The sequence below is a fragment of the Actinacidiphila acididurans genome, from assembly GCF_016918855.1.
Lineage (GTDB): Bacteria > Actinomycetota > Actinomycetes > Streptomycetales > Streptomycetaceae > Actinacidiphila > Actinacidiphila acididurans.
Genome location: NZ_JADKYB010000023.1, coordinates 63,441 through 88,718, shown reverse-complemented (window position 1 = coordinate 88,718; position 25,278 = coordinate 63,441). Strand labels below are relative to the sequence as shown.

General features: G+C 69.6%; 20 protein-coding genes. 15 read left to right on the top strand and 5 right to left on the bottom strand.

Annotation, left to right across the window (positions count from 1 at the left end; translation table 11 throughout):
- Window positions 1-192: 192 nt before the first annotated feature.
- From ITX44_RS32600 to ITX44_RS32590, 3 genes are all read left to right on the top strand, one after another.
- The gene (locus tag ITX44_RS32600; RefSeq protein ID WP_205361973.1) at window positions 193-1,275 is read left to right on the top strand and encodes a hypothetical protein; all 1,083 of its coding nucleotides are present in this window, start codon (window positions 193-195) and stop codon (window positions 1,273-1,275) included.
- A gap of 195 nt (window positions 1,276-1,470) precedes the next feature.
- The gene (locus ITX44_RS32595) at window positions 1,471-2,016 is read left to right on the top strand and encodes a hypothetical protein (RefSeq protein WP_205361971.1); all 546 of its coding nucleotides are present in this window, start codon (window positions 1,471-1,473) and stop codon (window positions 2,014-2,016) included.
- 833 nt (window positions 2,017-2,849) lie between these two features.
- The gene (locus ITX44_RS32590) at window positions 2,850-4,706 is read left to right on the top strand and encodes an MFS transporter (RefSeq protein WP_205361969.1); all 1,857 of its coding nucleotides are present in this window, start codon (window positions 2,850-2,852) and stop codon (window positions 4,704-4,706) included.
- Window positions 4,707-4,808: 102 nt separating this feature from the next.
- Here ITX44_RS32590 and ITX44_RS32585 read toward each other — a convergent pair whose 3' ends face one another.
- Entirely contained in the window at window positions 4,809-6,983 is a 2,175-nt protein-coding gene (locus ITX44_RS32585) for an FUSC family protein (RefSeq protein WP_205361967.1), read from the bottom strand.
- A 379-nt stretch (window positions 6,984-7,362) separates the two neighbouring features.
- Between ITX44_RS32585 and ITX44_RS32580 the strand changes: the two genes are divergently transcribed.
- A complete protein-coding gene (locus ITX44_RS32580) occupies window positions 7,363-8,004 on the top strand; it encodes a hypothetical protein (RefSeq protein ID WP_205362071.1) in 642 nt (213 codons plus the stop codon).
- A 235-nt stretch (window positions 8,005-8,239) separates the two neighbouring features.
- The gene (locus ITX44_RS32575) at window positions 8,240-8,674 is read left to right on the top strand and encodes a DUF2267 domain-containing protein (protein ID WP_205361965.1); all 435 of its coding nucleotides are present in this window, start codon (window positions 8,240-8,242) and stop codon (window positions 8,672-8,674) included.
- Here ITX44_RS32575 and ITX44_RS32570 read toward each other — a convergent pair.
- The 3 genes from ITX44_RS32570 to ITX44_RS32560 all read right to left on the bottom strand — a co-directional run bounded on the left by ITX44_RS32570 (window position 8,671) and on the right by ITX44_RS32560 (window position 13,007).
- Window positions 8,671-9,807 carry an acetate/propionate family kinase gene (locus ITX44_RS32570; RefSeq protein ID WP_205361963.1) on the bottom strand — a complete coding sequence of 379 codons (1,137 nt, stop codon included), beginning with the start codon at window positions 9,805-9,807 and terminating at the stop codon, window positions 8,671-8,673. The two genes, ITX44_RS32575 and ITX44_RS32570, sit on opposite strands and share 4 nt — an antisense overlap.
- A gap of 170 nt (window positions 9,808-9,977) precedes the next feature.
- Entirely contained in the window at window positions 9,978-11,060 is a 1,083-nt protein-coding gene (locus ITX44_RS32565; RefSeq protein ID WP_205361961.1) for a hypothetical protein, read from the bottom strand.
- 93 nt (window positions 11,061-11,153) lie between these two features.
- Entirely contained in the window at window positions 11,154-13,007 is a 1,854-nt protein-coding gene (locus tag ITX44_RS32560; RefSeq protein ID WP_205361959.1) for a helix-turn-helix domain-containing protein, read from the bottom strand.
- A gap of 248 nt (window positions 13,008-13,255) precedes the next feature.
- Here ITX44_RS32560 and dnaK point away from each other — a divergent pair, with 248 nt between their 5' ends.
- The 9 genes from dnaK to ITX44_RS32515 all read left to right on the top strand — a co-directional run bounded on the left by dnaK (window position 13,256) and on the right by ITX44_RS32515 (window position 22,778).
- Complete coding sequence (gene dnaK, locus ITX44_RS32555) at window positions 13,256-15,166, top strand: molecular chaperone DnaK (RefSeq protein ID WP_205361957.1); 1,911 nt, start codon at window positions 13,256-13,258, stop codon at window positions 15,164-15,166.
- Window positions 15,167-15,174: 8 nt separating this feature from the next.
- Window positions 15,175-15,753: a nucleotide exchange factor GrpE gene (locus ITX44_RS32550; protein WP_205361955.1), complete on the top strand. Its 579-nt coding sequence runs from the start codon at window positions 15,175-15,177 to the stop codon at window positions 15,751-15,753.
- Window positions 15,754-15,760: 7 nt separating this feature from the next.
- Entirely contained in the window at window positions 15,761-16,720 is a 960-nt protein-coding gene (locus tag ITX44_RS32545) for a DnaJ C-terminal domain-containing protein (RefSeq protein WP_205361953.1), read from the top strand.
- Window positions 16,717-17,106 (top strand): chaperone modulator CbpM, encoded by a 390-nt coding sequence (locus ITX44_RS32540; RefSeq protein ID WP_205361951.1) that lies wholly within the window; start codon window positions 16,717-16,719, stop codon window positions 17,104-17,106. The genes ITX44_RS32545 and ITX44_RS32540 overlap by 4 nt, the downstream gene beginning before the upstream one ends.
- On the top strand, window positions 17,097-19,721 hold the full coding sequence (gene clpB / locus ITX44_RS32535; RefSeq protein ID WP_205361949.1) for an ATP-dependent chaperone ClpB: 2,625 nt from the start codon (window positions 17,097-17,099) through the stop codon (window positions 19,719-19,721). Before ITX44_RS32540 ends, clpB begins: the two co-directional genes overlap by 10 nt.
- Before the next feature lie 65 nt (window positions 19,722-19,786).
- The gene (gene trxA / locus ITX44_RS32530) at window positions 19,787-20,245 is read left to right on the top strand and encodes a thioredoxin (protein WP_307795596.1); all 459 of its coding nucleotides are present in this window, start codon (window positions 19,787-19,789) and stop codon (window positions 20,243-20,245) included.
- Window positions 20,245-20,508, top strand: a complete 264-nt coding sequence (locus ITX44_RS32525; RefSeq protein ID WP_205361945.1) for a UBP-type zinc finger domain-containing protein — start codon at window positions 20,245-20,247, stop codon at window positions 20,506-20,508. The genes trxA and ITX44_RS32525 overlap by 1 nt, the downstream gene beginning before the upstream one ends.
- Before the next feature lie 89 nt (window positions 20,509-20,597).
- The gene (locus ITX44_RS32520) at window positions 20,598-22,289 is read left to right on the top strand and encodes an FAD-dependent oxidoreductase (RefSeq protein ID WP_205361943.1); all 1,692 of its coding nucleotides are present in this window, start codon (window positions 20,598-20,600) and stop codon (window positions 22,287-22,289) included.
- A 48-nt stretch (window positions 22,290-22,337) separates the two neighbouring features.
- Window positions 22,338-22,778 carry a DUF1931 family protein gene (locus ITX44_RS32515; RefSeq protein ID WP_236062113.1) on the top strand — a complete coding sequence of 147 codons (441 nt, stop codon included), beginning with the start codon at window positions 22,338-22,340 and terminating at the stop codon, window positions 22,776-22,778.
- 79 nt (window positions 22,779-22,857) lie between these two features.
- Here ITX44_RS32515 and ITX44_RS32510 read toward each other — a convergent pair whose 3' ends face one another.
- Window positions 22,858-24,312: an MFS transporter gene (locus ITX44_RS32510; protein WP_205361938.1), complete on the bottom strand. Its 1,455-nt coding sequence runs from the start codon at window positions 24,310-24,312 to the stop codon at window positions 22,858-22,860.
- Window positions 24,313-24,523: 211 nt separating this feature from the next.
- Between ITX44_RS32510 and ITX44_RS32505 the strand changes: the two genes are divergently transcribed.
- Window positions 24,524-25,171 (top strand): TetR/AcrR family transcriptional regulator, encoded by a 648-nt coding sequence (locus ITX44_RS32505; RefSeq protein WP_205361936.1) that lies wholly within the window; start codon window positions 24,524-24,526, stop codon window positions 25,169-25,171.
- Window positions 25,172-25,278: the final 107 nt, after the last annotated feature.

Here is a 25,278-nt window from a genome sequence, read left to right as displayed (position 1 = left end):
CCGAGGTCCAGTGAAGCGTCGATACCGATCTGTCGGGCAGTCCCCGCAAGCAACTCCGGTCGGACCCGCATGTCGAAGCCCGACTCGTTGATGCCCAAGTAGCCAGCAGTCGAGACGGCGGGCCCGGCTGATGTGTCGCGGATATGCTGCTCGTTCGATTTCCGGCCCGTTCGGTTTCTCAGGGGAGCAGCGATGATCGGCAGCGGTGCGGTCCGTGAGATCCCGGTACCGAAGGGCCTGGGCGAGGTCGCCGATCTGGCGCCGGTGAGCCGTGGCGAGCGGCCGGTGTGGCTGGCGCTGGGCGCGGACGGCACGATCAGCCATTGGGACATGGCGGCCGGCGACCATGAGCCGGTGGCCACCACCGGTCTCGCGGCCGAGCCGGATCGCGAACCGTGGGCCGGCCACCGGTGCCGCCGGCGCCTGCACGCCTGCGGCGACGGGACGTTCGCCGCCGTGGTCAACGACTACGGCCGCCTCGGTGAAGTGATCGACCTGCGCACCGGCCGCACCACGCTCGCCCTGGACAACCAGGGAGGTCACGAGGAGACCGTGCCGTTCTCGCTGGCTTTCGCGCGCCACCGCGGGCGGGACGTCGTAGTCCATCGCACGGCCTGGAACCGGCTGGACGTGTCCGACGCGCAGAGCGGGGCGCTGCTCACGGCCCGATCGCATGCCGCGCCGGCCGACGAGCGGGCCCGTCCCGAGCACTTCCTCGACTACTTCCACGGCGCCCTGTACGTCAGCCCGGACGGCCGGCGGATCCTGGACGACGGCTGGCTGTGGCATCCGGTCGGCTTCCCCGCCGTGTGGGATCTCGACCGGTGGCTGGAGATCGAGGTGTGGGAGTCCGAGGACGGCCCCAGCCGGGTCGACGTGTGCGGCCGGGAGTACTACTGGGATCACGCCATGACGTGGCTCGGCTCGGCCCGGGTCGCCGTCGAAGGCATCGGCGACGACGAGGAGGACATGCGTCCCGGCGCGCGGATCCTCGACACGACCCGGACCGCCCAAGGTGACCTGTGGCGTGTGCCGACGGCCGTGGAAGTCCTTGCGTTCGAGGGCCCGTCGGGACGGTTCTTCAGCGACGGTATCCACCTGTTCAGCAGCGGGGACGGCGACGGCAACATAAGCGCCGCCGGCCTGTCCGCGTGGGATCCGGCCCGGGGAGAACTCCTGGGCGTTGTTCCCGGCTTCTTCCCCACGCATCACCACCCAGGCGCCCGGCAGTTCGTGGAGATCGCCGGCGACGCGGTCCGGGTGTGGACGGCGTGAGCCGAAACCGCTGACCTAGTCCCGAGGTCAAGCCCTTCTCGCATGCGGTCGTCACGTCGTACCTGCCCAGCAGCAGTGCTCATGATGACCGGGCGCGGAAGGTGCCGCAGCCTGAGCCGTCGAGGACCACCGCCGTCCCATCACGGTCACAATTGGCCGCCCCACTGGTAAGGCGAAAGGACAAGCCCGCTCACCATGACCGAACTCCCCGACGATGTCCCCGGGATAGCCAGCGAGAGCCACTTCGCGGCATTCGTCCGCAGATACCAGCCTCTCGACCTGTTCGCCAGATTCCTCGGCAACCCGTTCGAGCTGCTGCGCGGCCAGGCCCAGGCCGCCCTGGAAACGCTCGACCCCGGGACCGTCCTGGAACGCCTGACGATCAACGGGCCGCCTCATCCCCTCGCGGACGCCCACCACGACTGGGACGCCCCGGTGCCGACATCGCGATACATCATCACCCGGGTCGCACTCTTCGCCCCCGTCGCCCTCCGGGTGTGGACCCCCGCCGCCGGCGCGCACTCCCGGCGGGGCGCACTGACCTGCGTCCTGGCCAACCTGAACCAGCCCGACCACGACCGCCTGGTGCAGTCCTGGCTCGACCTGGACCAGCACACCCCAAGCCGCCTCCTGAAGCCCGACGTCGACCTGCTCCGCAGCCGCATGCTCAGCGTCGGCGCATGGCTCCCCTCCGACTACCCGCCCGGATCCCCCGAAGGCGAGGGCCGGAGCACGCCCTGACCACCTCCAGAGCGCGGGCAGGTGCCGTGGGGGATGGGCGGCGTCGGCAAGACCCAACTCGCCGCCGACCACGCCCGCTCCGCGCTGACCGGTGGTGAGCTGGACCCGGGGTATTTGCGTCTCATGCTGCGGCAGGTGCTGCTGCCGGGGCGGGGTGCAGGTGCCCGGTGCGGCGCACGCCATCAGGGCGGGCAGGTCCAGCACGGCCGCCAGGCCAAGCGTCCCCGAACTGCTCAGCTGCACAGCCTTCCGGCCGCCCGGCGAAGACGCCCGTCGCGCACCGCACCGGCCGTAGGACGCTGCTTTGACGAACTCAGCTCGCCTAGTCTTCTGAGTCTGGAATTCGGTTCAGAAGACTAGTCGGACCCTGCCCGGTTGATGAGCAGGTAAGTTCCTGCGAGAGCGAGAGCGAGAGACAGCGACAAGCGCTGCGGAGAACTACGACGAGGTCCGCGGCCCGGGCCGACGTGACGGTCAGCTGACCACAGAGCGGGCGTGTCGCCGGTCACGCCAGGCCCGCCACAGTCGCAGCGGGTAAAGTCCGAACAGCGGAGCGTGCCGACCGAGGGAATCGACGTCCCGGCGGTCGAAAGCCCGGGCATACCGCTCTGCCGCCTCGGCGGTCGGATAACGCTTGTCCCCGGACGCACCGCACTCCCGGAGGCAGCTCCAGAGCAGGGTGCAGCCCTCATGGGAAAAGCGGTAACGGTGGTCGAGCAGGCGGCAGCGCAGCATTCCTTCGACCATACGCGGAACTGCCCGTGCCGGGCTCCTGGGCGCCCGCATGATCGCTCGAATGGGTCATTCCAAAAAAGAGAGCTGAGGTGACACCTATGAGCGAGACCGGCACGTTGCGCACCATTCGCACGGACATCCCGGCCCGCCTCGACCGGCTGCCATGGTCGCGCTTCCATTGGCGGATCGTCATCGGCCTGGGCGCCGTCTGGATTCTCGACGGCCTGGAGGTGACCATCGTCGGGTCGGTGGCCTCCAGGCTGACCCAAAAGGGCAGCGGGATCCATATGTCCTCTGCCGACATCGGTACCGCTGCGGGTATCTACGTCGCTGGTGCATGCGTGGGCGCGTTGTTCTTCGGACAGCTCACCGACCGGTTCGGCCGCAAGAAACTGTTCATCGTCACGCTGGGGCTCTACATCGTGGCCACGCTCGCCACCGCCGTCGCTTTCGCGCCCTGGTACTTCTTCCTGGTCCGATTCTTCACCGGCGCCGGGATCGGCGGCGAATACGCGGCGATCAACTCGGCCATCGATGAACTCATCCCCGCGCGCAACCGGGGCCAGATCGACCTGACCATCAACGGCAGCTACTGGGTGGGGGCCGCGCTCGGAAGCCTGGGATCACTCATCCTGCTCAACACCTCCTGGGTCAGTCTGCACGTCGGCTGGCGGATCGCCTTCGGGATCGGCGGGATCCTCGGAGTCGGCATCATGATCGTCCGCCGCCATGTTCCCGAGAGCCCCCGATGGCTCTTCATCCACGGCCGGGAACAGGAAGCCGAGCGGATCGTGGACCGGATCGAGAACGAGGTGCGGGCCGAGACGCAGCAGGAGCTGCCACCGCCGCAGGGGTCCATTGCCGTGCGGCAGCGGCGCGTGATCCCGTTCCGGGAGATCGCCCGGGGCGCCGCGCAACGCTACCCGCGGCGGGCACTGCTGGGCTTGGCCCTCTTCGTGGGCCAGGCCTTCCTGTACAACGCGGTGACCTTCAACCTCGGCACGCTCCTCAGCGGCTTCTTCGGCGTGGATTCGGGCCAGGTGCCCTACTTCATGGTGATCTTCGCGGTCAGCAATTTCCTCGGGCCGTTGCTGCTCGGCCGGCTCTTCGACACAGTCGGGCGGAAGCCCATGATCATGGCTACCTACTTCGGATCGGCGATCGTCACCGCTGTCCTGGCGGCACTGCTGATGAACGACGACCTGACCGACTGGTCCTTCTTCGTCCTGGTCCTGGTGACCTTCTTCATCGCCTCGGCGGGAGCCAGCTCCGCATACCTGACGGTCAGCGAGGTCTTTCCGATGGAGAGCAGGGCGCTGTGCATCGCCCTGTTCTTCGCGATAGGAACGGCCATCGGCGGTATCACCGGCCCGCTGCTCTTCGGCCAGTTCATCAACAGCGGAAGCAGGAACCTCGTCGGTGTCGGCTTCCTGATCGGCGCCGGCGCCATGCTGTTGGGAGGTGTGGCGGAGATGTTCTTCGGCGTGCGCGCGGAGCAGCAATCGCTGGAGAACATCGCCCGCCCGCTGACCGCCGAAGAGGCCGAGGCCGAGGCCGAAGGACGCGAGCCCGTCCCCCAGCCCGATCTCGGCGCCCGCGGCGCCCGGATCGCGGAGCGCAAGGTCCGGCAGAGCCGCCGGGAGGGCACCGGTGGCCGCCGCTACGCCCTTGGCGTCGGCAGTTCTTTCTACTCCCCGGGACTGGCCGGCACCGGCGGGCAGAACAGTCGTACGGCCGCGATGGCGGACGAGGCCGAAGACCGTGAGATCGAAGAGGTATCGGACGCGCTCCAGAAAAACGGGACGATGGACCGGGCCGCTCTCGAAAAGCTGGTGAACGGGAAGGGCTGGGGTCCCGGCCGTTTCCGCAGGGCCCTCGGTGAAGCGGTCTTCGAGACCCGGGCGCGGCGGACATCCGCCCGTTCGTACTCCCCACCGGAGCGCAGGACCGACTGACCCGTGATTTCGGTGCTCCTCGCTCGACCCCGGCGGGACCGGATTCTGGGTCCCCTGGGCAGAACGAGCTGACGTTGCGCCATTGGCCCCCCGGAGACACTGTCACCCACCCCGGCGTGCGCCCCCCGATTCGTCACCTTCCGCCTCCCCGGCCGCCCGCACCCGCTGCTCCTCCCGAGCAGAGCTGACGTCCCGTTCCAGCGGTGTGCGGCTCACGGCTGTCGCAAGGTCGTCCAAGGCCCGCTTCTGGAGTTCCGCCCCGCGCCGCGCCACCGGGCTCCGGTCCCCGGCGGCGCCATCCCATGCGTGGAGCGCCTCCTTCACGCGCCGCCAGTCCGGATTCCTGTGCAGGCGCACGTCCACTGCCGCCTGCGCGGTGTCCGCCTCCAGGGCCTCGGCGAACCGCTTCGACTCGGGGACGAAACGCACGTCGGCCCGCGAGGGTTGGCTCTCCATGAGCATCGCCGCCCGGCCGAACCCCTTGAGCGCTTCCTGCGCCTCCCCCGCCTCGCGCGACGTCAGACCGCGAGGACGGACCGGTTCCTGCCTTGCCCTGTCGTACGACTCCTGCCAGGCGGCACCTGCCTCCCTGCTCGCCAGCAGTGCCCTACGCACGTCGGCGTGATGCTCCCGAGTCGGTTCGGCGTAGTTGCGGAGCACCGCGGCCGCATAGCGTCCGTTGGCGGCGAGCCAGTCCGCAAGCCGGCCCGGCAGCCGGGGTGTCTCCCATGCGGGGAACACCACGTACGCCAGCATGGCCAGGGCCCCGCCGAGCAGGGTGAGCACCACCCGTTGCGGGACCGTCTGCGCCCATGTCTGACCGCCCATCCCGAGCAGGAAGACGGCGTACGCGGCAGTGAAGCACTGAGAGTAGGCGTAGCCGGTACGGATCAGCGTGTACGACAGGCCCGCCGAGATCACCGCCAGCGCGGCGCACACGTGGGTGCCCGAGCCAAGGGCCTGCACCATCGCGGTGGCGAGCGCGACTCCCGCCAGGGTCCCGGCGAAACGGGCCACCGCGCGCGCGTATGTCCGGTGAAAGTCCGGTCGCATCACCATCACCGAGGTGATAGGCGCCCAGTAGCCGTGGCCGAGGGGCAGCCGCGTCGCGAGCAGGTAGCCGAGCGGGGCCACCGCCGCCAAGCGGATGGCGTGCCGGAACACGGGCGAGTCCCGGCGGAGCTCACGGCGGACCGCCCGGATGACGACCGGGACCAGCCGGAGCATTGTCGGGCGCACCAGGAACTCCGCGCTCGCGGGGCCGGGCGGCGTGGGCGTCTTCCCGCTCTCGTCACCACTCCTGGCGATCTCCATCGCCTCGCCGAGCAGTTCCACGAGTTGCTCGGCGGCCTGCCGCGCGGACCCCTCCAGCACCTCGTGGTCCTTGTCGACGCGCAGGACGTCGATGCTCTCGGGCGGGACCTCTGCCGGAGTGCCGCGCCGGATCGAACGGGCGGCCGTGTCCAGAACGTCCGCGGCCGCGTCGAGCAACTCCCGAGCGCGGTCCCGCCCGGGTCCCTCCGCCGGAGCGCCGACGTCCGGGTCGGCGAGCGCGGCGACGACCGGCCGAATACGCTCGGCGAGTCCCCGGGGGCCGTGGAGGACGGGGGGACGGGTGCGGGCCTGTGATGGCGTCACGGCGGCCGCGTCCCTGGCCGACACCAACGGCTCAGGGTCGAACGGGGCGGTCGGGTCCTCCCGCAGTCGGCGGGCGTAGTCCGCCACAGCGGCCAGGGCGTCGGCGAGCGCGTCACGATGCGCCCCCCAACGGCGGATCGGGAACAGCAGGATCAGCACGGTCTGCGCGACGCCTCCGAGCGCGATGACTCCCGCGTGCTCCAGGGCTCGCCAGACACTCGTGGGCAGCGTGATGGTCACCAGCATGCTTCCGACGGTCGTCGCCGCGACGATCCCAGCGGTCGATCCGACGGCCCACGCCATTCCTGCGGCAAAGGCCCATACGGCCAGCAGTGGCAGGAACGTCACGAGTCGTCCTGCCGCCAGGTAGCCCAGGAAACTGCTGAGCGCCAGACCCGCGCCCGTGCCGAGTGCGATCACCTTGCGTGGACGGCAGGTGCGCTGGAAGGTGGCGCCACCCGCGGAGTAGGCGCCCAGGGCTGCGGCCGCGGCATACGCAGGGGAGGCCAGCCACAGCGCCGGCCCGATGACGATCGCCACACCAGCCGCCGTGCGCAGTGCGAGCAGGGGCTCCAGCCGGGTCTCCTCGATCGTGAGCCCGGATCGCACGACCTCCCCGAAGGCCCGCAGCCACGTCACGGGTGGGAGCCTAACCGGAACATCCTGCGGGGTCGCGTCGGCTGAGCCGACGGTGACAGCCGCGGCGCTACGCGTTCAGCCCGAGCGGCCGCGGTTCGATGTCGTCCGGATGGGCGATCCGGCATGCCCGCCAGAGGCCTTGCAGCAGTCGAAGGGGGTAGGCGACACCGGGGTGCCCGGCCGGGTTTCCTGTCGATTCGGGGGGCGAGCCGGCCGGTTCCGTCGGAGCCTTTGAGTCACCGGTCATCAAACTCCAGTGAAGTTGAGCCACAGCGGGCAACGGCCGACGAAAGGGACGCAGGCGATGACGCACAGGCTCGCTCATGCCCGGACCAGGCGTCCCCGACACGAGCGCCGTGGAGAGGCCCGCTTGCCCGGTGTGATCGCGATCCTCTCCGCAATCGCTCTCTACGTGGGCCTGCCGCAACGGCTACTGGTCGCACCGCGCTATGTGCTGCCTGCGCTGGAAATGTTGCTGCTCGTACCGCTCATCGCGGTCAACCCCAAACGGTTGACACGGCAGAGCAAGGTACTCCGTGTCCTGTCGCTGACGCTCGTGATGGTCATCGCCGCAAGCAATCTGGTCGCCCTCGGCATCTTGATCCACGACCTGGTCTATGCCGGAGTGAAGAACGGGCGTGCCCTGTTGGTGGCCGCGTTGCAGGTCTGGCTCACCAACATCATCGTCTTCGGTCTGGCGTACTGGGAACTGGACCGGGGCGGCCCCGTCGTCCGCACCCAGGCCCGGCGCGCCGACCTGCCGTTGGCGGACTTCCGCTTCCCCCAGGACGAGGACGACGACGCGGTTCAGGAAGTCGCGGACGGCGCCAGCGCCACATCGGACTGGATGCCCGTCCTGATCGATTACCTGTACGTCTCCGTGACGAACTCGACTGCCTTCAGCCCTACGGACACCATGCCGCTGTCCACTCGGGCCAAGGTGATGATGGGCGTGCAAGCCATCGCCGCCTTGGTGACCTCACTCCTGGTGATCGCCCGCGCTGTGAGCATTCTCCATTGACGGATGGCTCGCCGGAGCCACAGCTCCTGCGAAGACGGATGCACCCGTTCGCCTCGCCTGTGAGGACAAACGGCTCATCCATTGATCTGATGTTCCGGGGTGCTGCGGGAATGACTCACAACCGCGGCCGCGATTCACGCTGCCGCGGCCTGTTTCGGTGCTCTCGTCTTCAGCCGGAACGGACACCTGCGGCCCACAAGCCCGCTCCACCCCAAGGCAGCGGAAGGATCACAAGATGGTAGACACAGGTTTCTCTTCGTTCGACATTATGGTGGACAAGGCGAATCACGTCCTCAAGGAGATCGAGCACGCCTACGGGTGGCCCAAGGACCGCCGGAAGCAGTCTTACGCCGCCCTGCGGGCGGTGCTGCACCCGGTTCGGGATCGCTTGACGGTGGAGGAGTGCGTCCAATTCGGTGCGCAGCTGCCGACGTTGGTGCGGGGCGTCTACTACGACGGGTGGAAGCCCTCGGAAGCACCGTTGAAGATGAGCAAGCAAGAATTTTTCGCACGCGTCCGAGAAAATTTCCCCTATGCAATCGAAGGTGACACCGAGCAGTTGGCACGTACGGTCCTCATGGCGCTGCAGCAGTACGTCAGCGGCGGGGAGTGGGAGGACCTGAAGGCCGTTTTTCCCGCTTCCCTGGCCGCCATCCTGCCGCAGTCCTAACGGCGGATGAGCGCGCGGCGCGTTTCCGCGGCGATCTGCTGAGTCTCCCCGGTGGCGACAACGACAACCGGCGCGCCCGTGCCCGGTGCGTCGATCCTGCGCGCTCCGTCCTCGCGCAGCTCCTTCTCCGAGGGGACGGACAGCCCGCCGCGTACTCCCAGGACGGACAGGCGCGTGCAGATTTCCTCGCGCACCTCGGGCTGGTCCTCGCCGATTTCGCCGGTGAAGACCAGAGCGTCGAGGTGGTCCAAGGAGGCAGCCATCGCTGCGATGCCGCGGCAGCAGCTGTGGACGAAGGCGGCCAGAGCGCCCCGGGCGGACGCGTCTCCTTTGGCACGCGCGCGCACGAGGTCACGCGTGTCCCCTGAGGTGCCCGAGAGGCCGAGCAGACCGGAGCGCCGTTGGAGTGTCTCCTCGATCTCCTTCGCGCTCAGTCCGTGTTGACGTTGCAGCCACACAAGGGCTCCCGGATCGATGCTGCCGCTGCGACGGCTCATCACCAGCCCCTCCAACGGAGTCAGTCCCATGGTCGTGTCCACGCTGCGGCCGTTGCGCACGGCGCAGGCCGAGCAGCCGCCGCCCAGGTGGGCGATGACGACGTGGAGGGCTCCGGCGGCGCGGTCCAGCACGTCGGCAGTGCGCGCCAGGGACCAGGTGTAGGAGAGACCGTGAAAGCCGTAGCGGCGCAACCCGTACTGAACGCGCCACTGCTCAGGGACCGCGTACTGATAGGCGGCGGCAGGCAGCTCCGCGTGGAAGGCCGTGTCGAAACAGGCGACGTGGGGAATGTCGGGCAGCAGCTCACGGGCAGCGTCTACGACGGCGAGTGCGGGGGGCACGTGCAGGGGTGACAGAGGCGCGGCCTCCTCCAGCAACGCGCGCACCGGTCCGTCGATCAGAGTGTGCTCCGTCAGACGCGGGCCACCGTGAACGAGGCGATGTCCTACGGCGGATGGCGTGGGCACAGTGGCCAGGAAGTCGCGCAAGGCCTGTACCGTTTCAGGCCCCGGCGGCCTCTCGGCGTCGTGACTGGCAATCTGTGTGGCATCCGCCCCGAACAGGGTGATGTGCAGACTTGAGGAGCCGGCGTCGAGTACCAGAACACACTCCCTGGAAGACGCGCTGGGATCCATCGTTGCCTCCTCGCGGGTCGGGTCGGCCATCGGCCCCGCCGCGTCAGTAGCCCCTTCTCTGACGCTACCCGGTTATGTGATGCTTGCCCCGCTTTTCCCCGGCTGCCGCTGCGAGGAAAGGAGCGGTGCCGATTCGGCGCCCCCGCATCACCGTGCCCATTGAGAGTGGCTCAGCCGGCTCCCGGCCAATCGGTGTCCTGGCGCTGGCTCTGCCGCTGGCGCTCACCGTAGGCCGCCTGGCGGACCGCGTTGTCATCCTCAAGTCCGACGCCCAGCGCGCCGCCCACGGTCCCCATGGACGTGATGAACCACGCCAGGGACAGGTAATAACCGGCGCTCGGGTCGTGTCGGATCACGGGACTCAGCGCTTCAGGAGTGAGTACGAACACCGCCGTGAGGATGACGAGAATGTACAGCGCGGCGTACAGGCAGGCGATCCCGATGTAAAGGGTGAGCACTGTGGCTGCGTTGTACAGGGCCGCGCGCTGCCGGGCGATCTCGCCGCTGGGCCGTTCCCACAGTTCGTGGTCGACGATGAGCCAGGTGACCAGGGCAGCGATGGACGCGAACATCAACACGGCGTCGTGAACAGCGTCCAGGTGCAGGCTGACCGACCACACGTCGCTACTGATCAGTCCGAACGCAGCAGTGGCGAAGACGCCTGCGAGGGCGCGGGACAGGCCGGGGAAGAGCAGCCAGGGCCTGTTGGCCCGGACCATTCCCGACAGGAGCCGCAACCGGCCCCTCGCCCCGGGTAGAACGTAATTCCGCCGCTGGCCCGCGTACTGGATCCGTCCGGGAACCGGGGTCCCGCCTGATCCCTCGGGGAGCAGTTCGGTGATGACGCCCAGCGTGGCATCGCGAACGCGACGGGAGACGCGGAACAGGCCCAGGGACGGCAGAGAGAGCAGGGCGATGCGGTCCGAAGGACTCAACATCGCGACAAGGGGCCGGGCCTGGTCCCGGTAGGGCAGGTCGGTGAGGAACACCGCCAGGTCCCAGGTCCGCCCCTGTAGACGTTGATTGAGCGCCTGCACCATCAGGGGCAGGTCGCTCTGCGCGACCACTCCCAAGGGACTCGATTCCACCGTGATCTGCCAGTCCACGTCGGCCGACATGTCCGCGAGCAGAACGACGAGGTCTTCCTTCAGCCGCGCGGCCACCTCGGTCGGCCACCCTGGATCAGCCATCAGAAGGACATCGGGCCGAGGAGTCTCCGCCGTACCTGTCGGTTCCGGGTTGTCCGTACTCATTGCAGGGCAATTTATGCCATGTCTCCGGCCTGGATTGCCGCCGTGCGGACGTGTCGGGCAACAGCCGGCCTCGGCCCGGAGGGCCCATCGAGCTCAGCGTGGTGCGTCGAGCACGTTGCGGATGCGGGTGGCGATGTGCAGGTTGAGGCGCGTCTCGACGGCGCCGAGGTCGTGACCGGTGATCTCGCGGATGCGCTGGAGGCGGTAGCGGACGGTGCTGCGGTGAATGAGGAGCGTCTCGGAGGTCGTGTCGTAACTGCAGCCGCTCTCCAGATAGTGCGCGAGTGTCGTCACCAGCTCGGTGTGGTGGTGGGAGTCGTAGTCCAGCAGCAGTCCCAGCCATTCGCGGACGAAGCGGTCGGCTTCCCGTGCGCCTTCGCCCGAGCCCATCATGCGGCACAGGCCCAGGTCCTCGAAGCTGGTGCTGCCGTTCGGGTCCTGAGAACGGCGGCGGACGGTGAGGGCACGGACCGCCTCATCGTAGGAGTGCGGCAGTTCGGTGAAGACGTCGCAGCGGCCGCCGACCCCCATCGAGCCGGCTCTGGTGCCGAGTTCGTCCGAAACGGCCCTGTACAGCTCGCCTCCCGGATCACGCCGGTCCTCGTCGGCCTCCAGGACGACGGTGGTCGCGCCGCGAGAGCCGACGAGCACGTCCCGGTGCAGCCGCCGGGCCGCCCGTGCCACCGCGTCGCCGAGTGCGGCCCTCTCGGTCGTTCCGGGCCACTCCAGTACGGCGGCCTTGTGCGGCCGGTGCAGGTCGTGGCCCAGGGCTGCCGCCTGGGTGAAGACGTCGTTGGTCGCCTCACCCGCGATCAGCCGGTTGACGAGGTCGCGGCGCAGATGGGGCTCCAGCTCGGCCAGTTTGCGCTCATGGGAGAGCAGGGGAGCCAGCACCAGAGCGGCCTGTTCGAGCGCCGAGCTGTCCGTTTCCGTGGCTCGCCGGTTCGGATCGACCAGTGCGATCACGCCGAGCAGATCTCCGGCCATCTGGATGGGGACGACCAGCCGGTCCCGGTCCCGGACGGCGCCGGGCCGGCGTCGCGCGCTGTGCATCAAGGCATCCTGGCGCCGGTTCTCCGGTCCTGGGGGCGGTCCGCCGCCGGGTCCTCTCCGTGGTTCGTTCCGGCCGGGGCCTGCCCAGGCCCGCGGGTTGCCGAAGCGGTCCTCGGTGCGGGCCGCGAATCCCGTGTTGTCGTGCAGGATCTGCAGGATTCCGGCCTCGCCTCTGCCGGAGGCGGCGGCACGGGAGAGCGCGTCGTGGAGGGCGAGTCGCGAGGTCAGGGCGGACACGCTCGCGCCCGGGCCGGCGGTGGGCGATCTGCTCCCGGTTCCCGGCAGGTCCCCGATGCCCGGCGAGCTCTCCGGGCCGGCGCGGGCCGGCTCTCCTCGGCTCCCGGTGAGGCGCGCGAGGGCGATCCCGGTCTGCTGCGCGAGCAGGTCGGTCAGGGCGGTCTCCTCGGCAGAGGGTGCGGTCGGGGACCGGACGACGAGATAGCCGAAGCAGTGGTCCCGGTACCGCAACGCGATGGCTTGTACCCACAGCCCGCCAGGCTCGTGCAGGTGCCGGCTGTAGCCGTCCAGAGCGCTGATCCGCCGGTCGAGCCGGTCGGCGGCCACCTCTTCGGCGGCGGGCGCTTCAGCCGCGGGTTCGCCGGTGGGGTCCGCCTCCGCCGGCTCCGACGCCGCCGCGCTCCCCTGCTTGACGGCGGTGGAGGCAGCCACCCGGGACGGCGGGCATCGCCGCGCCAGACCGTCGTGCACGGCGTACGCCGCTTCAGCGGTGAAAGGGCCGGTGGCGGCGATCGCCGCCATTGCCCCCCACAGCACTTCGCGCTCGTCGTCGCCGTCGAGCATGACCGTCACCAGCCGTAGCAGTGCGTGTTGTGCGGCCTCCAACTGCGGGATGTGGTGGTCGGGGCCGGCCGTCGGCAAGGGAGCAGCGTCCATCGCAGGTCCATTCGCGGCTCGACAGCGCCTTCAAACCTTCACGCTACGCCGCTCAGCTCGGGGTTTCACCTGAGAGCCGTGCCGTGCCCCCGTCCTGGCGGACGGGAACGGCGGTGCGGATTGGTCCCGCCGGGGCGAGTAAGCACGCGGCTTGCCGCGGGAGGCTGGCGAAAGGTGCGGTGTGGCCGGCTCCGGCGCCCGGCAGCGCGCCGATCGGCCGGTCCCGCGTCGCGACGGAGGAGATTCCCATGGCGAAGGCAGTAGGCATCGATCTCGGTACCACCAACTCGGTCATCGCCGTCTGGGAGGGCGGTGAGCCCACCGTCGTCCCGAACGCGGAGGGGTCAAGGACGACCCCGTCGGTGGTCGCCTTCTCCGATGACGGCGAGCGGCTGGTGGGACAGCTGGCGCGCCGGCAGTCGATCCTCAACCCCAAAGGCACCATCACCTCCGCGAAGCGGTTCATCGGCCGTCGCTACGGTGAGATCTCCGACGAGGCCAAGGCGGTCTCCTTCGACGTGGTCGAGGGGCCCGGCGGGGTGGCCCGTTTCGAGGTGAAGGGCAGGCAGTACGCGCCGGAGGAGATCAGCGCGCAGGTGCTGCGCAAGCTGGCCGACGATGCCGGGAAGGCACTGGGCGAGAAGGTGACCGAGGCGGTCATCACCGTACCGGCGTACTTCAACGATGCCCAGCGCCAGGCCACCAAGGACGCCGGGAGGATCGCCGGCCTCGAAGTCCTGCGGATCATCAACGAGCCGACCGCCGCGGCGCTGGCCTACGGGCTGGACAAGAAGGGCCACGAGACGGTCATGGTTTTCGACCTCGGCGGTGGCACCTTCGACGTCAGCCTGCTGGACGTCGGCGACGGCGTGGTGGAGGTCCGCGCCACGGCAGGCGACTCCCACCTGGGCGGTGACGACTTCGACCGCCGACTGGTGGACCACCTGGCGGACGGTTTCCAGAAGACCGAGGGCATCGACCTGCGCAAGGACCCGCAGGCTCTGCAGCGCCTGTTCGAGGCGGCCGAGAAGGCGAAGACCGAGCTGAGTTCGGTCAGCCAGACCCAGGTGAGCCTGCCGTTCATCACGGCGGACGCTTCCGGGCCGAAGCACCTCACCGAGACGGTCCGCCGCTCCACTTTCGAGCAGATCACCTCTGACCTGGTGGAGCGCTGCCTGGAGCCGGTCAGGACGGCGATGGGCGACGCCAAGGTCACGGACCACGACATCGACGAGGTCATTCTCGTCGGCGGCTCCACTCGTATCCCGGCCGTGCAGAGCCTGGTCCGCCGGATGACCGGCGGCAAGGACCCGAACATGAGCGTCAACCCCGACGAGGTCGTGGCACTGGGTGCCGCCATCCAGGCCGGCGTGCTCAAGGGCGAAGTAAAGGACGTCCTGCTGCTGGACGTCACCCCGCTGTCGCTCGGTGTCGAGACGGCCGGCGGCGTGATGACCAAGATCATCGAGCGGAACACCACGATCCCCGCCCGCCGGTCCGAGACTTTCTCGACGGCCGAGGACAACCAGCCGGCCGTGGACATCGTGGTCCTCCAGGGCGAACGTGAACTGGCCGCCGACAACAGGGTGCTGGGCCGCTTCCGGCTGGAGAACCTGCGGCCGGCCCGGCGCGGGGAGACCCAGATCGAGGTCACCTTCGACATCGACGCCAACGGCATCCTCAAGGTCAGCGCCAAGGACCGGGACACCGGCGCCGAGCAGTCGATCACCATCAGTGAAGGCTCCAACCTCGATCCGTCCGAGGTCGAGCGGATGATCAACGAGGCCGAGAGCAACCGCGCGAGTGACCTGGCCCTGCGCGAAGCCATCGACGCCCGCAACGAACTCGACGCCGCCGCGTACCAGGTGGAGCGACGCCTGGACGACCTCGGCGACGCCGCACCGGAGCACGAGCAGGCGCGCGCTCGACTGCTCATCGACGAGGCGCGTACCGCCGTCAAGGAGGAGGCGTCGGCGGAACGGTCCCGGAACCTGACGTCCGAACTGCAGCAGATGTACGCGGCGCTGGCCGCCCACGCCGCCGGACCGGGCGGAGCCGGTGGTGGAGCCCAGCCCGGCGCGGCGCCCGGTCAGGGTCCCGAGGGCGGATCCCCTGGGGGCGACGACGACGTCATCGACGCCGATTTCGACAAGAGCTGAGGCGCGACATGTCGGATCAGGAACAGACGCCTCCCGCCGAGGACCGCTCCCCGCCCGAGCCCGGCCGGACGTCGCCCGAGCGGACGCCCGAACCCCAGCCGCCGGCGCCGGCTCCCGCAGTCGGGGAGCAGGAGCCGGCGCCGGTACCCGGCGGTCCTGAGGTGGAGGAGCTGGAGGACCGGTGGCGGCGAGCTCTCGCCGACCTCGACAACCTCCGCAAGCGCTACGCCCGAGAGCTTCCCCGGGAACGGGAGGCCGAGCGGTCCAGGGTGGCCGCGGCGTTCCTCCCGGTCGTCGACAACCTCGAACTGGCCCTGGCGCACGCGGGCGCGGACGATCCCGGTGCGATTGTCAGCGGAGTCCGGGCGGTACGCGACCAGGCCGTCGAGGTGCTGCGAAGCCTCGGCTATCCCCGCTACGAGGAAACCGGCGTGCCCTTCGACCCCGAGCAGCACGAGGTGGTGTCCGTGGTGGATGAACCGGACACCGCACCGGGCACCGTCGTCCGGGTGCTGCGGCCCGGCTACGGCGAACCCGGCCGCCGGTTGCGGCCGGCCGCGGTAGCGGTCAGCCGCAAGCAGGAGTGAGGCCGCCATGGCAGACGACTACTACGAGGTGCTGGGCATTCCCCGCACCGCAGACGCCGCCGAGATCCAGCGAGCCTTCCGTACCCTGGCCCGCCGCTACCACCCGGACGTCAACCGTGACCCGGCTGCCGAGGAGCGCTTCAAGCAGATCAACGAGGCGTACAGCGTGCTGTCCGACCCCGACGCCCGGTCCCGCTACGACCGTTTCGGCCCGGACTTCCGGCAGATTCCGGAGGACTACGACGAGCGTGTCGCGGCCGGCCAGGGCTTCGGTGGCGCGTACCGCGGCGGTCCCTTCGGAGACGCCCGAGGCCGGGCAGGGGCCCGGACCTGGACGGAGACCGGGTTCGACACCTCCGGCATGGACTTCGAGGACCTCTTCGAGGGCATGTTCGGCGGCCGGGGCGGCAGCGGGCGGGGCAGCCCGATCCCGGGCGCGGACCAGGAGGCCGAACTCGTCCTCAGCGTGGAGGAGGCGTACCGCGGCGGCCGACGGAAGATCACCCTGGGCGGACCCGGGGGCGAACGCAGCTACGACGTCACCATCCCGGCCGGCGTCGTCGACGGGCAGCGCATTCGGCTGGCGGGGGAGGGCGGGCGGGGCCGCGGCCCGGAGTCCGCCGGGGACCTCTATCTGGTGGTCCGTATCGCCCCCCATCCGCGCTACCGCCTCGTCGGGCGCGACATCCACGTCGATCTGCCGGTCACAGCCTGGGAAGCCGCGCTGGGGGCGACGGTTCCGGTCGCCGGTCCCGGCGGGACGGTCAAGGTGCATGTGCCACCCGGTACCTCCACCGGCCGCCGGCTGCGACTGCGCGGTGAAGGGATGCCACACCCGAAAGGTTCCCCCGGGCACCTCTACGCCGAAATCCAGGTGATGGTGCCGCCCTCGCCCAGCCCGCGCGAGCGCGAGCTGTTCGAGGAACTGGCCGCCGTCTCCTCCTTCGACCCGAGGAAGCAGACATGAGAGACGAACGCCGTTCTCCCGCCGAAAGCACCGGACAGGCCGGTACGAGGGCGGCCTATCCCCTGGTGCGGGTCTACCGGACCGGTCCCAGCCCCTATCAGCTCCCCATGGCCGGAGTGGCCGGCCGAAGCGGACTGCCGGCCGAACTCGTCAGCCGCTTCGTCGCCCTCGGGCTGGTGGACGCCGAGCGTGACGCCCGGGGCCGGCTGTGGTTCCGGACCAGCGCGCCGTCGGCCATCGCCCGGGTGCAGCGGCTGCGGGACGGACTGTGCCTCAACTACGCGGCCATCGGCGTCGTCCTGGACCTGCTCGACCGCATCGAAAGTCTGGAAACCGCACTGCGGCGCAGCGAAAGAGCCGCCAAGGAGCCCACGACATGGACATGAACCGCCTCACTCAGAAGTCGCAGGAAGCGCTGCAGGAAGCGCAGAGCGTCGCGGTACGGATGAGCCAGACCGAGGTCGACGGGGAGCACCTGCTGCTGGCGTTGCTGGACCAGCAGGACGGCCTGACGTCCCGTCTGCTGGCAGACACCGGCGCAGACCCGGCCGCCCTGCGCGCCGCCGTCGAGGCCGATCTCGCCAAGCGCCCGCGCACGACCGGTCCGGGCGCCACGCCCGGCCAGGTGATGGTGACCCAACGGCTGGCTCGGCTGTTGGAGACCGCGGAGCGGGAGGCCAGGCGACTCAAGGACGAGTACGTCTCCACCGAGCACCTGGTGCTCGCCCTGGTGGACGAGGGTTCCGCCACCGCGGCCGGCCGGCGCCTCGGCGAACAAGGGGTCAGCAAGGACTCCTTTCTCGCCGCCCTCACCACGGTGCGCGGGAACCAGCGGGTTACCTCCGCCAACCCCGAAGAGGCGTACGAGGCACTGGACAAGTACGGGCGCGACCTCGTCGTCGAAGCCCGCACCGGCCGCCTCGACCCGGTCATCGGCCGGGACGCCGAGATCCGCCGGGTGATCCAGATCCTCAGCCGCAAGAGCAAGAACAACCCTGTGCTGATCGGCGAACCGGGCGTCGGCAAGACCGCTATCGTCGAGGGCCTGGCCCAGCGGATCGTCCGCGGCGACGTGCCCGAAGGGCTGCGGGACAAGACGGTGTTCTCGCTCGACATGGGCTCGCTGGTGGCCGGAGCCAAATACCGCGGCGAGTTCGAGGAGCGGCTGAAAGCCGTGCTGGCCGAGGTCAAGAGCGCCGAGGGCCGGATCCTGCTCTTCGTGGACGAACTGCACACCGTCGTCGGAGCCGGCGCCGCCGAGGGCGCCATGGACGCGGGCAACATGCTCAAGCCCATGCTGGCCCGCGGCGAGCTGCACATGATCGGCGCCACCACGCTCGATGAATACCGCAAGCACATCGAGTCCGACGCCGCCTTGGAGCGACGCTTCCAGACCGTCCAGGTGGATGAGCCGACCGTCGAGGACACCATCTCCATCCTGCGCGGCATCCGGGAGCGGCTGGAGATCTTCCACGGCGTCAAGATCCAGGACAACGCGCTGGTCGCCGCCGCCACCCTCAGCCACCGCTACATCAGCGACCGCTTCCTCCCGGACAAGGCCATCGACCTGGTCGACGAGGCGTGCGCACGGCTGCGGACCGAGATCGACTCCATGCCCGCCGAACTCGACGAGCTCACCCGCCGGGCCACCCGGCTGGAGATCGAGGAGGCCGCGTTGGATCAGGAGACCGATCCGGCCAGCCGCGCCCGGCTGGAGGACCTGCGGCGTGAACTGGCCGACCTGCGGGGCGAGGTGGACGCCAAGCACGCACAGTGGGAGGCCGAGCGTCAGGCCATTCGAAAGGTCCAGGAACTGCGCCAGGAGCTGGAGCGCGCCCGGCAGGAGGCAGAGGAGGCCGAACGCGCCTACGATCTCAACCGGGCCGCTCAGCTGCGCTACGGAACCGTGAGCGAACTGGAGCGCCACCTGGCCGCCGAGGAGGAACAGCTCGCCACCAAACAGGGCGAGGCCCGGCTGCTGCGCGAGGTGGTCAACGCCGACGAGATCGCCGAGATCGTCTCCGCGTGGACCGGCATCCCCGTCACCCGGCTGCAGGAGGGCGAGCGGCAGAAGCTGCTCAAGCTGGACGAGATCCTGCGCGAGCGGGTGGTCGGGCAGGACGAGGCCGTCCAGCTCGTCGCCGACGCGGTGATCCGGGCCCGCTCCGGAGTGCGCGACCCGCGCCGGCCGATCGGCTCCTTCATCTTCCTCGGCCCCACCGGCGTCGGGAAGACCGAGCTGGCCAAGACGCTGGCCGCCGCGCTGTTCGACAGCGAGACCAACATGATCCGCCTCGACATGAGTGAGTACCAGGAGCGGCACACCGTCAGCCGCCTGGTCGGCGCGCCCCCCGGCTACGTCGGTTACGAGGAGGGCGGCCAGCTCACCGAGGCGGTGCGCCGCAAGCCTTACTCCGTCGTGCTCTTCGACGAGATCGAGAAGGCGCACGCCGACGTGTTCAACACCTTGCTCCAGGTGCTGGACGACGGCCGGATCACCGACGCGCAGGGCCGTACCGTCGACTTCCGCAACACCGTCGTCATCATGACCTCGAATCTGGGCTCCCAGTACCTGCTCCAGGACGCCACCCAGGCCGGCGAGATCAAGCCCGAAGCGCGGGCGCTGGTGATGACCGAGCTCAACGGCCATTTCCGCCCCGAGTTCCTCAACCGCGTCGACGACATCGTCCTCTTCCACCCGCTCGGCATCGCGCAGATCGAGCGCATCGTCGATCTGCTCCTCGCCGAGTTGCACGACCGCCTGTCCGAGCAGCGCATCGCGCTCGTCCTCACCGAGCAGGCCCGCCGGCTGATCGCGGCTGAGGGCTACGACCCGGTCTACGGCGCCAGGCCGCTGCGCCGCTTCATCTCGCACGAGGTCGAGACCAGGATCGGCCGCGCGTTGCTCAGCGGCGAGGCACGCGAGGGCGTGACCATCCTGGTCGACGCCGAGGGCGGCGAACTGGTCGTCACTCTCCAGGACGAGCCCCAGGAGCCGTGATGAGTACTTCTCGAGAAGGCCGCGCCGACCGCGGCGGCCGTGACACCGCTGGAGCCGAGACCTCGGTGCGGACGGTCACCTGCGCCAACTGCGGCCGGATCAATCGCGTACCCGCCGCGGCGCAGGGCAGCCTGCGTTGCGGAAACTGTCGGGCGGCGCTGCCGTGGATCGCCGAAGCAGGCGACGCCGACTTCAGGGAGGTCGCCGAGCAAGCGAGCCTGCCCGTGCTCGTGGACCTCTGGGCCACCTGGTGCGGTCCCTGCCGTACGGTGAGCCCCGCCCTCGAACAGGTCGCGGAGCGCCTGGCGGGGCGGATCAAGCTCGTGAAGGTCGACATCGACAAGTCGCCGGGGCTGGCGCGACGCTTCGAAGTCCAAGCGGTACCCACCCTTCTGGTTCTCGACCATGGCAGGCAAGTCGCCCGCCAGACCGGCGCCGCGCCCGCGAACGCGCTGCGTCAGTGGGTGGACGAGTCGCTGTCGGCGTCCCATGAATCAGCCGATCCCGCCTCCGGGAGGCCGTGATGACCAGCATTCCCGACCCGCACTTGTCGATGGTCCGGCCCGTGGCGCCCAGAACGCCGCAGGGTTGCGAGGACTGCCTGCGCATGGGGGCTCCGTGGGTGCATCTGCGCCTGTGCCTGACCTGCGGCCACGTCGGCTGCTGCGACTCCTCGCCCATGCGCCATGCCCGTGCTCACGCGGCGACCGACGGGTACCCGATCGTGCGGTCGTTCGAGCCTGGTGAGGACTGGCGGTGGTGTTTCGTGCACGAGGCGATGGTCTGAGCCCGGCAGGCCGGCCGGGCGCCTCCTCCAGAGCCGCCGCTCCTGACTGTCCTCCGAACTCCGCTGTCCGCCTTTCGCGTCTGTTTCCGATGAAGGGAGCAACCGTGCCGACTCTGACCCCGACGGCCGACATCCACGGGGCGTACCCGAGGCTGACGGACGACCAGATGGGGATCCTGAGATCCTGCGGACAGGAACGGCAGGTCCGCGAGGGGGAACAGCTCTTCCGGGCCGGCGAACGCAGTGACGAGTTCTTCGTCGTCCTCAGCGGCACGGTGGCCGTGGTCGAAGGCCACGACGACCAGGAGCACGTCGTCCAACTGCACGGTCCGCGCAGCTTCCTCGGCGAACTTGGCGTACTGGAGGGCCAGACCGCTTTCGTCAGCGCGGTGGTGAACAGACCCGGAGAGGTACTGGCTGTGGGTTCGGACGCCCTGCGCGACCTGCTCAGCCGCGAACCCGCGCTCGGCGACGTCATCCTGCGGGCCTACCTTCTGCGCCGTACGATGCTGGCCGGCACGGGCACGGGCTTCCGCATCATCGGCTCCGCGTTCTCCCCCGACACTCGGCGGCTGCTGGAGTTCGCCGCCCGCAATCGCCTTCCGCACCGCTGGGTGGATCTGGAGAAGGACACCGAGGCCGAGGCGCTGCTGACGCGTCTTGGTGTCGCGCCCGAGGAGACTCCGATCGTTGTCTGGCACGACTACCGGGTGCTGCGCAATCCCTCCAACATCGAACTCGCCCAGATCATCGGGCTACGGGCCGAGAACGCTGCGAAGGCCATCTGCGACCTGGTGGTGGTCGGCGCGGGACCCGGTGGCCTGGCCGCCGCGGTGTACAGCGCCTCCGAGGGACTGTCCACCGTCGTCCTGGACGCGGTGGCGACCGGCGGCCAGGCCGGCACCTCCTCCCGGATCGAGAACTACCTCGGTTTCCCCGCCGGGATCTCCGGCATGGAGCTCGCCGAACGCGCCGTCGTGCAGGCCACCCGGTTCGGCGTCCGGATCGACGTCCCCTCGGAGGCCACCGGCCTCGAAGAACGCGACGGGACCAGCGTGGTGCGGCTCGCCGACGGCGGCACCGTCAGCGCCACCAACGTCGTGGTGGCCACCGGTGCCCGCTACCGGCGCCTGACCGCCCCCGGCGTGGAGCGGTTCGAAGGACTCGGGGTCCACTACGCCGCCACCGTCTGGGAGGCGCGGACCTGCCGCCTCAACACGGTGGCCGTCGTGGGCGGCGGCAACTCCGCCGGCCAAGCAGTCCTGTTCCTGGCGCGCGAGTCGCCCGCCGTCCATCTTCTGGTCCGTGGCGGAGACCTGGAACACAGCATGTCCCGCTACCTGATCGACCGGATCGAGCGGCACCCCCGCATCCATGTCCGGCTGCATACCGAGGTCCGGGAGGTGACCGGCGAGGACCAAGTCGAATCCGTCGTCGTCGAGGACAACCGCACCGGCCGGCAGCAGGTGCTGGCGGCCCGCGCCCTGTTCGTCTTCATCGGCGCGCGTCCCGCCACCTCCTGGCTCGCCGGCGCCGTCACCCTGGACCGGCGCGGCTTCATTCCGACCGGGCAGGAGGTGGCCCACCTGACAGGGGACAGCTGGGAGCCCCTGGCTCGCACCCCGCTCGCCCTGGAGACCGATCTGCCGGGTGTCTTCGCCGTCGGCGACGTCCGCAGCGGCTCGGTCAAGCGGGTGGCCTCCGCAGTCGGCGAGGGTGCCATGGCTGTCCGCCTGGCACACGAGCACCTCGGGGAGGTGGGACCACCGGCCGTCCAATGACCTCAAGCCCATCCACCGCCGCGAAAAAGGGAAAATGACATGCCCGTCATGGGAGCTCCCAAGTTCGAGCGCTTCTTCCGTGCAGCCGCCGGCCTCGATGTCAACAAGAACGACCTCAAGCGCTACAACGACTTCGTGGACGCCAAGCTCTACGACCTCTTCCTCATCGGCACGGCCGATGCAAAGGCCAACGACCGGGACATCATCGAGCCGCAGGACCTCCCGGTCACCAAAGGCCTGCAGGAGAGCATCCACGCTTTCCAGAAGCTGGAGGAGGGCATCGAACTGCGTCCGCTGCTCGACCAGCTCGCCGCCCGCCCCGCCCTCGGCATGGACGCCGCCGAGGACACCCAGCAGCGGCTGCCCGACCTGGCCGGTGGCCTCAGCGTCGCCCTCGCCCGCGCCCTCAAAACCATCGCCCGCGACACCCGCCGCCCATCCACGGACCAGTGGGACGAAGCCTTCGAACTCTTCGACCTGCTGATCTGAGCGGGGGCGTTGGCTGGAGTGGGTTCGACACCCTGCCGCTTCTGCTGGCCTGGTGATCTCGCTCAGCGTTTGCCGGCGTTCAGGCAGGCTCTTCGACGGAGTGCGAGTCGGTGAGGGTGACGGCACCGCCTGCCGAGATCAGGGCGACGATCACTGCCAGTACGGCGTAGGTGATCCGCTCACCGTGGAAGAACGACTGCACGAGGCTGCTGCTCCAGGCACCTGCGGGCAGCTGCGTGGTGACCAGGGCGGCGATCATGGTTCCGACCACGGCGGTGCCGACGCTGGTCCCGACCTCCTGGGCGGTGTCGTTGAGTGCCGTGCCGATCGAGGTGCGGTTGGCCGGCATCGCCTCGACCAGGGCGATGGCGCAGATCGTCATGACAGTGCGCAGCCCGATGGTCATCACGACCATGGAAATGGCGATGGCGGCGTACCCGTGGTCGACGCCCCAGGCGAGGCCGGCCAGCGCGCCGGCCAGGCAGGCCGCGCCGATCAGGCAGGCGATGCGGTGACCGAACCTCTTCGCGAGCCATTCCGACAGGGGGGTAGCGACGATCATGGTCACGATGATCGGCAGGTTCGCCAGGCCGGCCCGCACGGGGCTCCATCCGTAGGCGTACTGGAAGTGGAGGATGAGCCCGAACATCACGCCGGCCATCGCGATGGACGTCCCGATCTGGGCGATGGCCGCGCCGCGGACGGTCCCGCCGGAGAAGATCTCCAGGTCCAGCATGGGCGCCTTGCTGCGGCGCTCGTGCCACACGAACGCGATGCCCGCGGCCACGGCGCCGAGGATCGACGCGATGGTGATCGTGGAGAACCAGCCGTGCTCGACACCGCTGGTGAGCGCGTAGCAGGCCAGGCCGATGGCGAGCACGCTCAAGGCAGCGCCCGGCAGGTCGAGCCGGTCCTCGGTCAGGTCTTCGGGCCGGTCGGCCGCGACGCCGAGCCGCACGCCGATCGCCGCGATCAACGCGATCGGCGCGTTGATCACCAGGAGCCACTGCCAGCTCACGTGGGCGAGCGCGGTGCCGCCCAGCAGCGGGCCGAGGACAAAACCGGACATGCCGACGACGATCATCAGGGTCATCGCACGCATGCGCAGCGCCTGATCGTCGAACAGGCGGAAGACCAGCGAGTTGGTGATAGGCGCCATGGCCGCGGCGGCTACGCCGAGTCCGGCCCGCAGAACGATGAGCTGCCCGGCGGAATCGACGGCGACGACGCACAGGCTCAGCAGACCGAACACGGCGAGGCCGGCCAGCAGCACACGCCGGCGTCCGAGGCGATCGGCCATGGATCCCGCCGTCAGCAGGAGACCGCCGAACGTCAGCGAGTAGGCGCCGGTGACCCACTGCAGGGCGGTCGTGCCGGTGCCGAGGTCACGGCCGATGGTCGGCAGCGCGATCGAGAGCAGCGTGTTGTCGACCATCTCGACGAAGAAGGCCAGGCAGAGCGCGGCCAGGGGAATCCAGGCCGCGCGGAGCGACGCATAGGTACGGGATGCAGCGAACTCGGTGGTCGCGGTCATGGCCGGCCTCCCTTCGGATCAGGCATCGCCGACCATCGGACGACGCTTGGCACAGAACCAGCATGGAACGTGGTTCGATAATGGAACGCGGTTCGACCATAGACCGTCGTTCGATAGGGAGGCAAATGGTGATTGGATGGAGGGCATGACACCCCCGCGAACGCGCTCCGCCGAAGGGTCCCCCCGAGGACGCAGACGTGCTTCGCACTCCATGGAAGCCGTCCTCACAGCGGCCGTGGCCCTGCTCGACGAGGCGGGCGGATCGGCGCTGACATTCCGCGCTCTCGCCGCCCGGCTCGGCACGGGCGTCGGGACGATCTACTGGTACGTCGCGAACAAGGACGAGCTGCTCGACCGCGCCACCGACCACGCGATCGGCGGGATCCTCGCGGCCGTCGAAGAGCAGCCGGACAGCGACGACCCGATCGCCGACATGCGCGCGATGGCCGTCACGCTGTTCGATGCCATCGTGGACCGGCCGTGGCTGTCGGCCTACTTCATGCGCAACACCGACATCCAGGGCAACTCGTTGCGCCTGTACGAGAAGCTCGGCCAGCAGACCCTCCGCCTCGACCTCACACCGCGACAGCGGTTCCACGCCGTTTCGGCGGTCACAGGCGTCGTGGTCGGCACGGCCGCCGACCTGGGCGTGGAAATCCCACAGGAACTGCTCGACGGCCACGTGGACCGCGACGAGTTCCTCAGCCGCTTCGCCGAGTCGTGGCGCTCGCTCGACGCCACAGACTTCCCGTTCGTCCACCAGATCGCCGACGAGTTCGCGGGACACGACGACCGCGACCAGTTCCTCGCCGCACTCGATCTGACCCTGGCGGGCCTCCGCCTTCAAGCCAGAACTTGATCTTCGCAACCCGCTGCCGTACAGCCGGTCCAGCCGCCCCCCCAGCACCGCACTCGGTGCTCCGCTGCCGCTCAGGGGGCGTCCGCTATGGGTGATCGTGCGCGCAG